Below are 13,504 nucleotides of genomic sequence, written 5' to 3'. Positions count from 1 at the left end.
CCCGCAAATAATCTTGACCATAACGGTTTTTTTGCCGGACATTTCATGAATTCGTACGAGGGAATGTATCATACAGGTGCAATTATGCGCCAAATAGCACCAAAAAACCGTAACAATACCGTAATTGTCAACCAATTAAATACATATTGTTATCGAAATGGCACGGCAATGCCTGCCTAGCAACAGGGAACGGGCAGTGGGACAGCTTCAAGCGCCTAGGTGCTACGGCAGAATACCGCCCCACCTATCGCCCAAAACTCCAATTCCCCTATAGCTAAAAAGGCTATTCTCCGTTTATCATTAGCCATTGCCCACAATAACGCATTTTAAGCAATAAACGCGGTATTGCTGTCATGGAGTTTATAGTAAACTAGACCATTTATAACTCAGACTACTGCTAGGTGGAGAAAAAACGATGACGATGGACGATAGAGACGGCGTTATTTGGCTGGATGGACAATGGGTTGAGTGGCGTGAAGCGAAAGTCCATGTGTTGACACATACCCTGCACTACGGCTTGGGCGTGTTTGAAGGTATCCGCGCCTATCACGCCACCCAAGGCACAGCGGTGTTCAGAATGCAGGAGCACACTGACCGCCTGTTCCGTTCCGCGCATATCATGAACATGAAAATGCCGTTCACGAAAGACGAAATAAACCAAGCGCAACGCGACGCGCTGGTCAAAAACCAACTGGACAGCGCCTACATCCGTACCATGTGCTTTTATGGCTCAGAAGGCATGGGCTTGCGTGCCGATAACCTGAAAGTACACGTTATGGTCGCGGCTTGGCCTTGGGGCGCGTATTTGGGCGCGGAAAGCATCGAAAAAGGCATCCGCATCCGCACCTCGTCTTATACGCGTAACCACCACAACAGCACCATGTGCAAAGCCAAAGCCAACGGTAACTACATCAACTCCATTTTGGCCTTGCAAGAAGCCCTGTCGAACGGTTACGATGAAGCCCTGATGCTGGATCATGAAGGCTTTGCCGCCGAAGGCAGTGCGGAAAACCTGTTCATCGTCCGGGACGGCAAAATTTATACGCCAGAAACCACCTCGGCGTTAGAAGGCATTACCCGCGATACCGTCATGACCATCGCCCGCGAGCAAGGTTATCAAGTAGTGGAAAAACGCATTACGCGTGATGAGATTTATGTCGCCGACGAAGCTTTTTTCACCGGCTCCGCCGCCGAAGTCACGCCGATTAGGGAACTGGACAACCGCACTATTGGCAGCGGTAGCCGGGGGCCTGTCACCGAACAGTTGCAAGCCCTGTATTTCGATGCCGTCCATGGCCGTGGCGATAGCCATGCCGACTGGTTGACTTACGTTGCCTAGGAAAATACTCGTCGTCGGCCCGTCTTGGGTCGGCGACATGGTGATGGCGCAAAGCTTGTTCTTAACGTTACAAGCTAACGCGCCCGACTGTCTGATTGACGTGCTGGCACCAGCATGGACATTCGGCTTGCTGGAGCGGATGCCGGAAGTCAACCGCGCGATTACCATGCCCTTAGGGCATGGGCAACTGGGCTTATGGGAACGCGTCACGCTGGGCAAGCAGTTACGCGCAAATGCTTATCAGCAAGCAATCGTCTTACCCAATTCGTGGAAATCCGCGTTAACGCCGTTTTTTGCCGACATCCCGCAACGCACCGGTTATGTCGGTGAATGCCGTTGGGGCTTGCTCAATGATGCCCGGCAGCTCAACAAACAACAACTGCCCATGACCGTGCAACGCTTTGCCGCGCTAGGCCATCCTAAGGGTGCTCACTTGCCAACGCCCTACCCGTTGCCCCGCTTGGCCATCAGTCCGGCACAACAACACGCGGTACAAGTGCAATTTAAACTCAACGCCGAGGGCTTAGCCGCCCAGAAGATTCTCGCCTTGTGTCCGGGTGCCGAATACGGCGAAGCCAAACGCTGGCCCACGGAACATTACGCCGAATTGGCCCGTCATCAGCTTAAGCAAGGCTGGCAAGTTTGGCTGTTTGGCTCGGCCAAAGACCAAACTGTCGCTGCCGACATTAACCGGGCAACCCTAAACGCTTGCCTTGATTTTACGGGCAAAACCTCGCTGGCCGAAGCTGTCGATTTATTATCCCTGACCGATGCCGTAGTCAGCAACGATTCCGGCCTAATGCACGTTGCCGCCGCGCTGGATAAACCCGTTATTGCCATTTACGGCTCATCCGATCCAGGCTTTACACCGCCACTGACTGCGAAAGCCCAGATTATTTCCCTCAATTTGGCTTGTGCGCCTTGCTTCAAACGTGTCTGTCCGCTCGGCCATACCGCTTGTTTGCAAGGTATCAGGCCCGAACAAGTGCAGGAGTTACTGCCACCATGAAAATTGCCATTGTCAAATTGTCCGCGCTCGGTGATATCGTTCATGCAATGGTCGCCTTGCAATTTATAAAAGCGCATCAGCCGGATGCACAAATCGACTGGATTGTCGAACATCGCTTTGCCGAAGTGCTGCAATACCAGCCCGATCTGGATAATGTCCTGACCGTCAACCTTAAAGCCCTAAAAAACGACAAAACTTCGCTGTTACGCGAAATCAAACGCCTGCGCCGCTACGCCGCCAAGCATTATGACTTGGTCATTGATGCCCAAGGCCTGCTCAAATCCTCCATCACCGCACGTTTGCTGGGTAGCCGGGTATCCGGCTTTGATGCCGATTCCGCCCGCGAAAAATTCGCCTCTTGGTTATATAACGTCAAAGTGGCCATCCCCTACGATGCCAACACCATCGACCGCAACGCCACTGTCCTGACCCAACCCCTAGGCATAGAGATTAGCCGCGAACAAATTTTAGCGAAAAAACCCTTTTTGTTCTTTAAAGACCAAGACGAACGCCTAGAACTCTACCTGCACAAAAATTTAAAAAATATCGTCTTAGTCATCGGTTCGACCTGGGAAAGCCGTAACTACCCAATTGAAAAATACGTTAAGATTGCCGATGCCTTGAAACAAAACTGCCTGATTGTCTGGGGGACTGATCAAGAGCGTAAAAATGCCGAATGGATGTGCGACCAATCCGATAACGTGCAGATTATGCCCAAACTGGATTTAAACAGCCTAAAAGCCCTGATTGCCCATGCGGATTTGGTCATCGGCAATGACAGTGGCCCCACCCACATGGCTTGGGGGCTGAACCGCCCCTCCATCACCATTTTTGGCCCCACCCCCATCAGCCGCGTCTATCAGACTGACATTAATAAGGTGGTTAAATCGTCCTCAGCGGTTAACCCGCATAAGCTTGATAAGCAGGATTTTTCTATCCGGGACATCAACCCGCAAGAAATTATCACCATCGCCCAAGACTTATTGGCACACCTGCCGCCCGCCTCCACCCAAAGCCGTGCCGCCATCATCGGCAAACAAGCCCTGCCGATACGCGACATTAATGACAAGGACTTGGACGACATCGCCAACTCTTTGGAGAATATTGATTCTGACGATTTTTTCTCGATTGATATTGATTGATAACAGGGAAAAGCCCCGGTACTGGAGAGCGTTAAATGGACGGACATTTTTTAACCGATATTGCCATTAAGCAATTTAAATGTTTCAGCGATTTTCAGGCATCGGGGTTTAAGCGCGTCAATTTGATTGGCGGCAAGAATAATATCGGCAAAACCGCATTGTTGGAGGCTTGTTATATCAATGTCCATTCGAAGAGCATTGATACGATGATAATGGCGATCTATGACATTAAATTTGCCCGCGAAAACTTAAACCTCCTGGCCAGTAAAGCTAGCGAATCCAATGCCCAACAGCTAATAGACACGACGCGAAACTATTCGGCTAAGTCTAATGTGAGCGATACCGCATTTTCTATCCTGGAAGAAAATGGCATAAAAGAATATCATTTTATCTTTCAAGGTGTATTGACCACCATTAATGGCAAAGACTTAAATATAACCAATAAGCGTATCAGCAATATTGAGTTTATCGATAACTATGGTTGGGCAGATCATCAACTGATTAGCGCTTTTCAAGCCATCCAAAAACAAGATAAAGAAAGCGAACTGAACGCTTACGTTCGGGCTTTTGACGACAGCATCGAAAACTTTAAAGTCATCGGTGACAAACCCCAATGTAAAACAAACGGTGTATACCGCGACATCAGCGAATTTGGTGATGGTTTAAGGCATTACATTTCCATTATCTGCGCCTTGTATGAATGTGAAAAGGGCTATTTGCTCATAGACGAAATCGATAACGGCATTTATTACAGCCAATTAGACCGCTTATGGGACATCATCCTAAGCCTATCCAAACAAAATCACTGCCAAGTGTTTGCCACCACCCACTCCAAAGAAATGCTGGAAGCGTTGGTGCGGGCGGCACAAAAACAAGCTGACTCAGACATTAGCTACACGATTCTGGTAAAAAACAAACAAGCAGAAGTCAAAACCATTTCCTTAGATTATGACATGCTCCTAGACAGCATGACACAAGGGTATGAGGTGCGATAAATGCAGTCGATTTTTATCGTCCACGAAGGCGGCGCTAAAAAAACCGCCGATAATGAACTCATCCGCTTATTGCTGGAACACTTAGGGCTAGCAACAGCATTAATTGAGTTTCGGGGCATGGGTTCGAAAAGCAATTTTTTCAAAACCGACAGCTATTCTTTCTTAAAACAAGCTGCACAGACCGACCAAATTGAAAAAATATTGTTTATTGTCGATGCGGATGACCCGACAAACGACAGCAAATACGGTGGCCGAGCCAACGCTCAAGCCGCACTTACCGCGATGATAGCCGACTTGGGCTTTCAGGACATCAGCCAAACCTATATTATGTGCGACCCAGAAACGGGTACAGGCTATTTGGAATCGTTGATTTTATCCAGCATATCCCCTACAGAACGGCAGTGCATCCAACACTTTCTAAACTGCTCCAGCTTTCAATCCAAAGAAAACCACAAAGCCATTCTGCACCAAATTTATAAAACCGCCTACCCTAACGCCCCCTACAATTTCGGACACCCGCATTTTGACGGCTTAAAATCCGCCCTGACCTACCTGTTTACTTAAAGCCATGCCCGTCGATTTCCTCATCATCGGCCAAGGCCTAGCGGGTAGCCTATTGGCTTGGGAACTCATCCAACGCGGCAGCTCGGTGCTGGTCGTCGATAACGGCCAAGAAAACGCTTCGCAAATCGCCGCCGGGCTGATCAACCCCGTCACTGGACTGCGTTTGGTCAAATCCACCGAAGCGGACACCCTACTACCCGTTGCCAAACACTGCTACCAACAGCTTGCCAGCGTCTTCGGGCAACCGTTTTATATCGAAAAACCCATGCTGCGGCTTTTGCATAGCCCAGCCCAATACCAGCAAGCCGAAAAACGCCTGCGCGATGATGCTTACCAAGCCTACCTAGCCACCCTTTACCCGCCCAACACCTCAGCCTACGGCCTAAGCAACCCAGACGGCGCAGTAGTACAGCAACAAACCGGCTACCTGCTCACCCGCCCGCTGTTAGCCTGCCTACGCGGATTTTTGCTTGCCCAAAACAGCTATCGGCAAGCGGCTTTCCACCCTGACGACCTCCACCTAAACCCCTTACGCTGGCAAGACATTAAGCCGAAGCGGCTGATTTTTTGCGAAGGCTACCACGCCCAGCATAACCCTTGGTTTAGCTGGCTACCCTTCCAACCCGCCAAAGGCGAAATCCTGACCTTAGCGCACCACCAGTTCCTACCCGATGCCTTGCTCAATTACGGCCATTGGCTATTGCCCTTAAACAGCCAGCACAGCCGTATCGGCGCAACCTTTACCCATAACGCCACCGATACCGAACCGACCGCACAAGGGCGGCAGCAACTGCTGGCCGGACTTGCCGCTCTGTCCGCCGACCTAGCACAAGCCGAACTGACCGCCCACCACGCCAACATCCGCCCTTGCACCTTAGATAAGCAGCCTTTCCTCGGCTACCACCCCCAACACCCGCAACTGGCGATTTTTAACGGCTTCGGAGCCAAAGGCAGCTTACAGATACCTTGGTACAGCCAACGCTTTGCCGACAGCCTGCTGAACAACACCCCCGCACCCTGCGCCATCAGCCGCCACTATGCCGCGCATTACCCTGCCTAAATATACCCACCGCTACTCAAGCCATCCCAAACAACCGATAAAAATTATCCCTAGACAACTGCGCCACCTCTTCAAACGTTGTGCCGCGCAATTGGGCAATATGTTCGGCGACGTGGCGGACGTAGAGCGGGTAGTTGGTTTTGCCGCGAAACGGTACGGGGGCTAGATAAGGCGAATCGGTTTCTATCAGGAAACGGTCGGCTGGGATGCGTTGGGCGACATCTTTAATAGCCGTGGCGTTGTTAAAAGTGACGATGCCGGAAAAAGAGATATAAAAGTTCAAATCCATCGCCCGTTGGGCGAATTCCCAATCTTCGGTGAAGCAGTGGATAATACCGCCGACATCTGCCGCGCCCTCCTCCGCCAAAATCTTCAAAGTATCATCCTTCGCTTCGCGGGTATGGATAATCAACGGTTTTTTCAACGCTTTTGCTGCGGCAATGTGGGTGCGGAAACGTTGGTGCTGCCAGCTTAAATCGCCTTCCGAACGGAAATAATCCAAGCCCGTTTCACCTATGGCGATCACTTTGGGGTTTTGCCCCAGTTCAATCAATTCTTCGACACTAGGGTCGTGGCCTTCATGCTCGTTAGGATGCACCCCGACACTGACCGAGATTTGCGGGTAATCGGCAACCTTGGCCAACATGGCGGGATAAGCTTCCAAGTCGATGGCGATGCACAGCAGATATTCGATTTGGCTATCGGTTACTTTTTGCATAAAGCAACCAAAATCATTTTGGTAGGGTTTAAGGTCGATACGGTCAAGATGGCAATGGGAGTCAATCAACATGGGCTAGCCTACGTCTGTAAAAAATAGATACCAGCACTGTAGCAAGTTTTACGCATATCGCCAACGCCTTTAACTGACTTTCTCTTATGGCTTTGTCTTAGTGTCCTGCCCGTTTTTCTGCCAACCCTGAATCTTTCGGTAAATCGTTGACGGGCTGACCTCCAGCAACGCGGCGGCGTTAGGTATATTGTCCTGGCAATAACGCAGCGCATTTTCTATCGCGGTTTTTTCCACCTGCCATAAAGGCAAAATCTCCTGCGGTGGGGGTGGTGTGTCCGGTTGGGCGGTTTTGTGCGGTTTCAATAGCTGCTGTGGTTGTGGACGTACCGATCTTAACGGCTCCGGCAACATCTCGGCTTCCACCCATTGGCCCTGGTTTAAGACAACAATATTGCGCATGACATTTTGCAATTCACGGATATTGCCCAGCCAAGGGTAGGCGGTAAAAATGGCTTCGCATTCTGGCGACAAACCGACAAATTCCTTATGCTCTTCGGTGCTGTAAGTCTGCAAAAACTGGCGGGCAATCAGCAGCACATCTTCCGAGCGTTCCCGCAAGGGCGGCAAATGCAGGGGGATGACGTGCAAGCGGTAAAACAAATCTTCCCGAAAGCGCCCAGCAGCCACCTCATCCAACGGATTACGGTTAGTGGCGCAGATAAAGCGCAAATCGACGGTTTTTGTACCTGTCCCACCGACTTTTTGTATTTTTCCGGTCTGGATGAATCGTAGCAATTTAGCTTGTAGGTCAATGTCCATTTCGCAAATTTCATCCAAAAAAAACGTGCCGCCATCCGCCTGCTCTGCCGCGCCTTTGCGCTCGCCTGACGCGCCAGTGAACGCGCCTTTGACATGGCCAAAAATTTCGCTTTCCATCAAATCGCGCGGTATGGCGGCACAGTTCAAGGCAATAAACGGCTGCTTGCTGCGCGGGCTTTGTTGGTGGATCGCTTCCGCACAGACTTCTTTGCCTGTCCCGCTTTCTCCGGTGATAAACACGGTCGCCTTACTGGGCGCGGCACTGTCAATAATGCGGTAAACCCTCTGCATCGCCAAGGATGATCCAATAAAACCATGATAATTAGGGCGGAAATCTTGGCTAAGTTGCTCGATTTGCCGCTGCAAAGAGCGGCTGTTTAAGGCATTGCGTAAAGTGACCAATAACCTTTTGCCGGAAAAAGGCTTTTCGATGAAATCAAACGCACCGTAACGCATGGCATCAACGGCAACATCAATACTACCATAAGCCGTTATGACAATGGCGGCGCAGGGCAGGTTTTGCTTTTGGATGACCTTGAGGATATCCATACCTTCCATGTCCGGCAAATTCAAATCCAGCACCACCACGTCAGGACATTGCCCGTCGATGAACGCCAAGCCCTCCGCCCCTGTGCTGCTATGGCAGAGCTGAATATCTTCATGGCGCAGATACCCCTTATATAACAAGCTCAAGGTTGGGCTATCTTCAATCAGTAAGACAGTAGGCAAGGACGTTGTCGGCATAATGTCAGTATAGGATTAGGTTAAGTTACCACGACTACTTGTTCAGTTCGGCATAAACTAACAGCCAAGCTGGCTTGATTGTGGCCGCCGCCGCAAAGGCCTGTGCCTTTTCTCCTTGACGGCAAAGGCCATTACTATGGCTGGCTAAAGCCGCCAACTGCATCGCGCCAAAAGTCGCCGCCTCGCTGACGCAAGCATGGATCTCATGCGCCAACACCGCAAAATTCTGTTCTGCAATGGCCTGTTCAATCGCCATGACCCGCTGTCCGCCTTGTTCCAGAAAGAGCGCCAGCAGTTCTTGGTACAAATCCTCAGGCAACTCTGCCTGCAAATGCGCCAATACGGCAAAGTCGATAATAGGCATAACATTTACCTCACGAGTTAAGGGAGCTTTCGGCCAGAAATTTCCACACCGACCAGTGTATAGCGTTGTTATTAAAGCCGCAAATTTAGCCTTTCTTACTGTTGATAATGCCCGTTGAAACCATCCTTCTGACTTTTTCGCATTTTCAAATTGCAACAGCCGCGCCGTTTTTCGCATTTTGCAGTTTGGTTATTTGCATTTTGCGAAACTATCAGGACAGTCACCCAGAAAAATCCACATAAGCAATTGATAATTAATAAATAAATTTATGGCACACCGTTTGCTATAGACTCAGTAACCTAAAAATTATTTTATAATACAGGATTTATTTTATGACTACCTATACTAACTTGCTGAACGGATTGATCCTCTTATCATCCTTGGCATCAGGCGCTGTATTTGCCGATATGAATAGCCTCAATGTCGGCGACTCGTTTGCCTATAAAACCCAAAAAACCGTGGCCGTCGATATTCAGATTAATACTGGGGCTAATGAAGAAAGTGGTTTAAGCTTTTATAGCCAAGGCGCAGGCGGCTTACGTTTGCTGGATTCACGCATGGTGGACAGTTCAGGCCATTACAACGGCAAATTGCGGATTCCCGCTTCGTTAAAAACAATCGTCGTCAGATCACGTTGGTTAGATTCGTTTAAAGAAGTCAAAGTATCTATTACTAAAAACAAAGTCAATACCGTCATTGATAACTTCTAATACAGCGGACACAATGCCAAAATGGCCAAACACAGTGCCGGAAGCATAAGAAAAAACAGAGCGGATTCAAGCCGCAAATGACACTATCAACCAGATTTGCACAGAGAGAAATTTATGGCACAGACATCAAAAACATCATGGCTAAAATTCGCCACCTTACTGTTGGCCGGGCCGTTTGGCATCAGTAGCCACGCTAATGCGAAAACCGATTGGCAATATTTTGGCCCGTACAACAAGACCACAGGCGTGCCAAACGCCATCTTCGATATGAGCAAGAGCTTACCATCGGATTTGCTGTCACGCGTACTCCGTAAATTGCCGGAAGGGCAGAATATCAACAAAAATTCCGAGAAATTGCTCACCGACGACCAAGGGGCGAACATTTTCTTAGTCCGTGACGCAGAAGTTAAGGTCGCGTTTGTCTATAGCGGTGCGGGCTACCATAACGGCTTGGGTTTTTTCAAATTCAGCGCCGAAAATATGCCGACCAAAACCACTCAAGTGCAAGACAAGATTTTGTTCCCCAGCAGCACATCAGCCATTTATAACCCGTCCACCGCTTTTTTAAAATACGGCAACGCCCTGGACTTAGGCACTTTCCATGCCGGCGACGCGCTGGGCTTCACCTTATTAGGCAATGGCTGGGTTCCAAGCTTAGGTGCGGACAATCCTAACCAATCCGCCAACGCCATTTTCCGCACCCTCCAAAAGCTGAATCCAGAAGTGAATGTCGGTACTAACAATTATAAAGCACATACCGTGCTGTTATCCAACCCTTCCGACGGGCTGTTGGTCTTGGGTTTTGAGGACATGAACCGCACCCCCGGCCAAGGCAGCGACAATGATTTTAACGATGTGGTCATTGCTATCCATGTGACACCGTTCAGTGCGGTTGATACCAGCCAGCTCAATAGCCTGACCCCTAAGGCCGATTTGAACTTGATTGATACCGACAAGGACACCGTCCCGGATTATCTGGACGCATTCCCCAACGATCCGACCCGTTCTGCGCAACGCTTTTATCCCAGTTCGACTGGCTATGGCAAATTGGCTTTTGAAGACCAATGGCCACTGAGAGGCGATTACGATATGAATGATGTGGTGATGAATTACCGTATTATCGAAACCCTGAATGCGGCGGGACAAGTCACTGATGTGGATTCCATTTATCAAGTGATGGCACGGGGCGGTGTATATGACCGTGGTTTCGGCCTGCATTTTCCGGGTGTGGCCAGTAGTGATATTGTGCTAAAAAATGCCGACGGTAGCCCCGCTGCAACACTAATGACCAATAACGGGACTCCGGTCGCCTTAGTACCTGAGGCTAACCAACCCGAAGCGGTGTTGATCATTTCCCCAAACCTGAAACCGGGAACGTTGCCCAGCCAGACGTTTCCATGCAGTTACTTTAACACCTGGAGCCAATGCCCAACGGTGCAAGGCCCGCGCTACACCGCGCATATCACCTTCACTAAACCTAAGGCTAACCTGACTGCACCGCCTTATAACCCGTTCATTTTCTCGGCGATTAACCGCGGCAAAGAAACCCATTTGGTTGATATGCAACCGACCGCATTAGCTGACCGTAGCCTGTTTGGCACGGGGGATGATGCGTCCGATCCTAGCAAAGGCCATTATTATCGGACAGCCAATAATTTGCCTTGGGCTTTGGATATTCCTGACACTTGGCAGTATCCGCTAGAAACCCAAGATGTGACCACCGCTTACGGCTTTTTTGGCTCTTGGGCGGAAAGCAGCGGGGTACAGAATACCGATTGGTATTTACATCCTACCAATAAGAATTATCTGTATATCGGCAAATAACGCTGATTCAACAGTCCCTCCCTAGAAAAGCTTGCGCGCTTTTTAGCATCCCCTGCTGATTAGCGCGTTTGACTTCGCCGCCCTGCCTGAAAATCCAGAGCATAAAGCGTCTTAACCACACCGTCTTTTAAGGCGTGTGATTAGGATATAGCAAGCCCTCTCCCCATTCGCTCTATCCGACCTTACAACGGCTGTTTTTCATTTCCTGTCTTGCCTATTCCCACCCTTCTTTCAAGCTCCGCCCGCCGCCCCGCCCAGTGTATCTAAAAAGCAGATAAATTCATCGAATTTGGTCATTTTCTTATCGGCAAAAATTTGCTTATCCTGTTTCCGAAACCACTAAACAGACGTTTTAGCCCGATATTTACACTGATCGAACCACATTAAGATTAGCAATATGGCAACTACTGAGAGCAACCACCACCAAAAACAGCGGAATGCTGAAATTGCCCGGCAGATCATGCAGATGCTGGAAAGCATACGGTTTGGCTCAGTGGAAATCGTTATCCACGACAGCAAAATTGTCCAAATTGAACGCAAAGAGAAACTACGCCCAGACGCATTATAAAACCCCATCCTCACCTCAAGCCATTGGCTTAAATCTAGCGGATAACCGAGGATTGTCATCATGAAAGTCAATAAAACAGACCGGATAACCGGAAATTACCCACAAGGTGAACTTATGAAAAACCCAAACCGTTTGCTGCTCACGGCGGCTATTCATGGCCTATTGGCCGCCGCCAGCCTGGACACGGCTTTCGCCGATGCGAAAGATCAAAAAATCGACCTGCTGGAAAAACGTCTGCGGCTGTTAGAAGAGCGCTTAAACGTTACCCCTAACCTTAATGCCCCCAGCAAACCCGACCCTGTCGTCCAAGCCTTAGACCAAAAAGTCAAAATCCTTGAACGCCAAAACGAAGTGAACAAAGAAATCGCCTTGGAAGCGTCGAAAACCGCACCTAAGCTGGACGTGAGCAACAAAGGCATCAGCTTTACCTCGGCGGATGGCGACCATTCCGTGCGTCTGCGCGGCTCAATACAAGGCGACGAACGCTTTTTTATAGACGATCCTTCAGGTTCGGCACTAAATAACCGTTTTGATCTCAGACAAGCGCGTTTATGGCTAGAAGGACGGTTTTGGAAATACAACGATTTTAAACTCATGCCCGATTTTGGCAATGGCAAAACCCTATTGGCGGATGCCTATATTGATTTGCATTACTGGAATAGCGCGGCTTTGACGGTGGGCAGACAAAAAACCCCACTGAGCTTAGAGCGTCTGCAAGGCGACACTGATGGCACCTTTGTCGAACGCGCTTACCCGACTTACCTTGCCAGCAACCGTGACAACGGCATTAAATTGCACGGCAGTTTTGGTGCGCCCGGCCAAAAGACCGAATACGCAGGCCCTATTGATTTCAAAAACTTTGCCACTTATGAAGTCGGTGTCTTTAACGGCGGCGGCGATAACGGGGCAGAAGACTCCTACAAAGCTGTCGCCGACAATAAAGAGGTGGCAGGGCGTTTGTGGCTGCATCCGTTCCAAAATTCCGGCATCAATGCGCTGGAGGGCTTCGGCGCGGGTGTCGCGGCCAGTTATGTCCAGCCCCAAAACGACAGCCTATCATTCGCCAGCGGCGCCCTTAACTTAAAAAGCGCCATTGGCCAAAACACCATTGTCGATTATACCAAACTGAAAACCGGAGTCAGCGGTATTGCTGCCGATGGCGAACATTACCGTATTTATCCGCAAGCCTACTGGTATAAGGGGCCTTACGGCCTGATGGGCGAATATGTCCTGTCTTCGCAACAGTTAACGGGCGATGCAGGCCGCACCCACATCAAACAAGACAATTCCGCTTGGCAAATCCAAGCCTCTTATGTCCTGACTGGCGAAAACAATACTTTCCAAAGCGTCAAGCCACGCGCGGCATTTAACCCCTCAAAAGGCCAATGGGGCGCGTTGCAGTTCGCCGCCCGTTGGAGCGAATTGTCAGTCGACAAAAACACTTTTCAACTGTTAAGCGCCAGCAATTCGGTCAGCCAAGCGACCGCTTGGGCGGTCGGCTTCAACTGGTATCTGAACAATAACACCCGCTTGATGGCGGATTATGAAGATACCCGCTTTACGGGTGGGGCCGCTTCAGGCGGTAACCGTCCTGAAGAAAAAGCCTTTGCGACCCGTCTACAGTTCGTATTTTAAT

13 protein-coding genes are annotated in these 13,504 nt (G+C 49.8%); 10 read left to right on the top strand and 3 right to left on the bottom strand.

Going from position 1 to position 13,504, the window contains the following annotated elements; translation table 11 throughout:
- Positions 1 to 415: 415 nt before the first annotated feature.
- The 6 genes from CEK71_RS13335 to CEK71_RS13310 are packed head-to-tail and all read left to right on the top strand — an operon-like array spanning position 416 to position 6,109.
- On the top strand, positions 416 to 1,339 hold the full coding sequence (locus CEK71_RS13335; RefSeq protein ID WP_088619847.1) for a branched-chain amino acid transaminase: 924 nt from the start codon (positions 416 to 418) through the stop codon (positions 1,337 to 1,339).
- A complete protein-coding gene (waaF, locus tag CEK71_RS13330) occupies positions 1,332 to 2,348 on the top strand; it encodes a lipopolysaccharide heptosyltransferase II (protein WP_269766550.1) in 1,017 nt (338 codons plus the stop codon). Before CEK71_RS13335 ends, waaF begins: the two co-directional genes overlap by 8 nt.
- Positions 2,345 to 3,490: a lipopolysaccharide heptosyltransferase I gene (waaC, locus tag CEK71_RS13325; protein ID WP_088619845.1), complete on the top strand. Its 1,146-nt coding sequence runs from the start codon at positions 2,345 to 2,347 to the stop codon at positions 3,488 to 3,490. The genes waaF and waaC overlap by 4 nt, the downstream gene beginning before the upstream one ends.
- Positions 3,491 to 3,525: 35 nt before the next feature.
- Positions 3,526 to 4,485 carry an AAA family ATPase gene (locus CEK71_RS13320; RefSeq protein WP_088619844.1) on the top strand — a complete coding sequence of 320 codons (960 nt, stop codon included), beginning with the start codon at positions 3,526 to 3,528 and terminating at the stop codon, positions 4,483 to 4,485.
- The gene (locus CEK71_RS13315) at positions 4,486 to 5,049 is read left to right on the top strand and encodes a hypothetical protein (protein WP_088619843.1); all 564 of its coding nucleotides are present in this window, start codon (positions 4,486 to 4,488) and stop codon (positions 5,047 to 5,049) included.
- Positions 5,050 to 5,053: 4 nt separating this feature from the next.
- Complete coding sequence (locus CEK71_RS13310; RefSeq protein ID WP_088619842.1) at positions 5,054 to 6,109, top strand: NAD(P)/FAD-dependent oxidoreductase; 1,056 nt, start codon at positions 5,054 to 5,056, stop codon at positions 6,107 to 6,109.
- 16 nt (positions 6,110 to 6,125) lie between these two features.
- Here the strand turns inward: CEK71_RS13310 and CEK71_RS13305 are convergent, their stop codons facing one another.
- The 3 genes from CEK71_RS13305 to CEK71_RS13295 all read right to left on the bottom strand — a co-directional run bounded on the left by CEK71_RS13305 (position 6,126) and on the right by CEK71_RS13295 (position 8,766).
- Positions 6,126 to 6,899, bottom strand: coding sequence for a TatD family hydrolase (locus tag CEK71_RS13305; RefSeq protein ID WP_088619841.1), 774 nt, complete (start codon positions 6,897 to 6,899; stop codon positions 6,126 to 6,128).
- Positions 6,900 to 6,983: 84 nt separating this feature from the next.
- Complete coding sequence (locus CEK71_RS13300; RefSeq protein ID WP_088619840.1) at positions 6,984 to 8,402, bottom strand: sigma-54-dependent transcriptional regulator; 1,419 nt, start codon at positions 8,400 to 8,402, stop codon at positions 6,984 to 6,986.
- A gap of 34 nt (positions 8,403 to 8,436) precedes the next feature.
- Positions 8,437 to 8,766 (bottom strand): Hpt domain-containing protein, encoded by a 330-nt coding sequence (locus CEK71_RS13295; RefSeq protein WP_088619839.1) that lies wholly within the window; start codon positions 8,764 to 8,766, stop codon positions 8,437 to 8,439.
- Between the two features lie 332 nt (positions 8,767 to 9,098).
- Between CEK71_RS13295 and CEK71_RS13290 the strand changes: the two genes are divergently transcribed.
- From CEK71_RS13290 to CEK71_RS13275, 4 genes are all read left to right on the top strand, one after another.
- Positions 9,099 to 9,476, top strand: a complete 378-nt coding sequence (locus tag CEK71_RS13290; protein WP_088619838.1) for a hypothetical protein — start codon at positions 9,099 to 9,101, stop codon at positions 9,474 to 9,476.
- Between the two features lie 114 nt (positions 9,477 to 9,590).
- Entirely contained in the window at positions 9,591 to 11,300 is a 1,710-nt protein-coding gene (locus CEK71_RS13285; RefSeq protein WP_088619837.1) for an LruC domain-containing protein, read from the top strand.
- A gap of 397 nt (positions 11,301 to 11,697) precedes the next feature.
- On the top strand, positions 11,698 to 11,868 hold the full coding sequence (locus tag CEK71_RS13280) for a YezD family protein (RefSeq protein WP_088619836.1): 171 nt from the start codon (positions 11,698 to 11,700) through the stop codon (positions 11,866 to 11,868).
- A 114-nt stretch (positions 11,869 to 11,982) separates the two neighbouring features.
- Positions 11,983 to 13,503 carry an OprO/OprP family phosphate-selective porin gene (locus CEK71_RS13275; protein WP_157679230.1) on the top strand — a complete coding sequence of 507 codons (1,521 nt, stop codon included), beginning with the start codon at positions 11,983 to 11,985 and terminating at the stop codon, positions 13,501 to 13,503.
- The last annotated feature ends 1 nt before the right edge of the window (position 13,504 follow it).

This window comes from Methylovulum psychrotolerans (assembly GCF_002209385.1).
In the GTDB taxonomy this organism is placed as follows: Bacteria; Pseudomonadota; Gammaproteobacteria; order Methylococcales; family Methylomonadaceae; genus Methylovulum; species Methylovulum psychrotolerans.
Note: the sequence above shows the minus strand (reverse complement) of the source record. Positions and strands in the feature narration are given on the sequence as shown.

What these genes read in the sequence shown, in the direction of transcription:
- CEK71_RS13300 (WP_088619840.1), bottom strand. Translation starts at nt 8,402, where the DNA reads ATGCCGACAACGTCCTTGCCTACTGTCTTACTGATTGAAGATAGCCCA.
- CEK71_RS13275 (WP_157679230.1), top strand. Translation starts at nt 11,983, where the DNA reads ATGAAAAACCCAAACCGTTTGCTGCTCACGGCGGCTATTCATGGCCTA.
- CEK71_RS13305 (WP_088619841.1), bottom strand. Translation starts at nt 6,899, where the DNA reads ATGTTGATTGACTCCCATTGCCATCTTGACCGTATCGACCTTAAACCC.
- CEK71_RS13310 (WP_088619842.1), top strand. Translation starts at nt 5,054, where the DNA reads ATGCCCGTCGATTTCCTCATCATCGGCCAAGGCCTAGCGGGTAGCCTA.
- waaC (WP_088619845.1), top strand. Translation starts at nt 2,345, where the DNA reads ATGAAAATTGCCATTGTCAAATTGTCCGCGCTCGGTGATATCGTTCAT.
- CEK71_RS13280 (WP_088619836.1), top strand. Translation starts at nt 11,698, where the DNA reads ATGGCAACTACTGAGAGCAACCACCACCAAAAACAGCGGAATGCTGAA.
- CEK71_RS13320 (WP_088619844.1), top strand. Translation starts at nt 3,526, where the DNA reads ATGGACGGACATTTTTTAACCGATATTGCCATTAAGCAATTTAAATGT.
- CEK71_RS13290 (WP_088619838.1), top strand. Translation starts at nt 9,099, where the DNA reads ATGACTACCTATACTAACTTGCTGAACGGATTGATCCTCTTATCATCC.
- CEK71_RS13315 (WP_088619843.1), top strand. Translation starts at nt 4,486, where the DNA reads ATGCAGTCGATTTTTATCGTCCACGAAGGCGGCGCTAAAAAAACCGCC.
- CEK71_RS13295 (WP_088619839.1), bottom strand. Translation starts at nt 8,766, where the DNA reads ATGCCTATTATCGACTTTGCCGTATTGGCGCATTTGCAGGCAGAGTTG.
- CEK71_RS13285 (WP_088619837.1), top strand. Translation starts at nt 9,591, where the DNA reads ATGGCACAGACATCAAAAACATCATGGCTAAAATTCGCCACCTTACTG.
- CEK71_RS13335 (WP_088619847.1), top strand. Translation starts at nt 416, where the DNA reads ATGACGATGGACGATAGAGACGGCGTTATTTGGCTGGATGGACAATGG.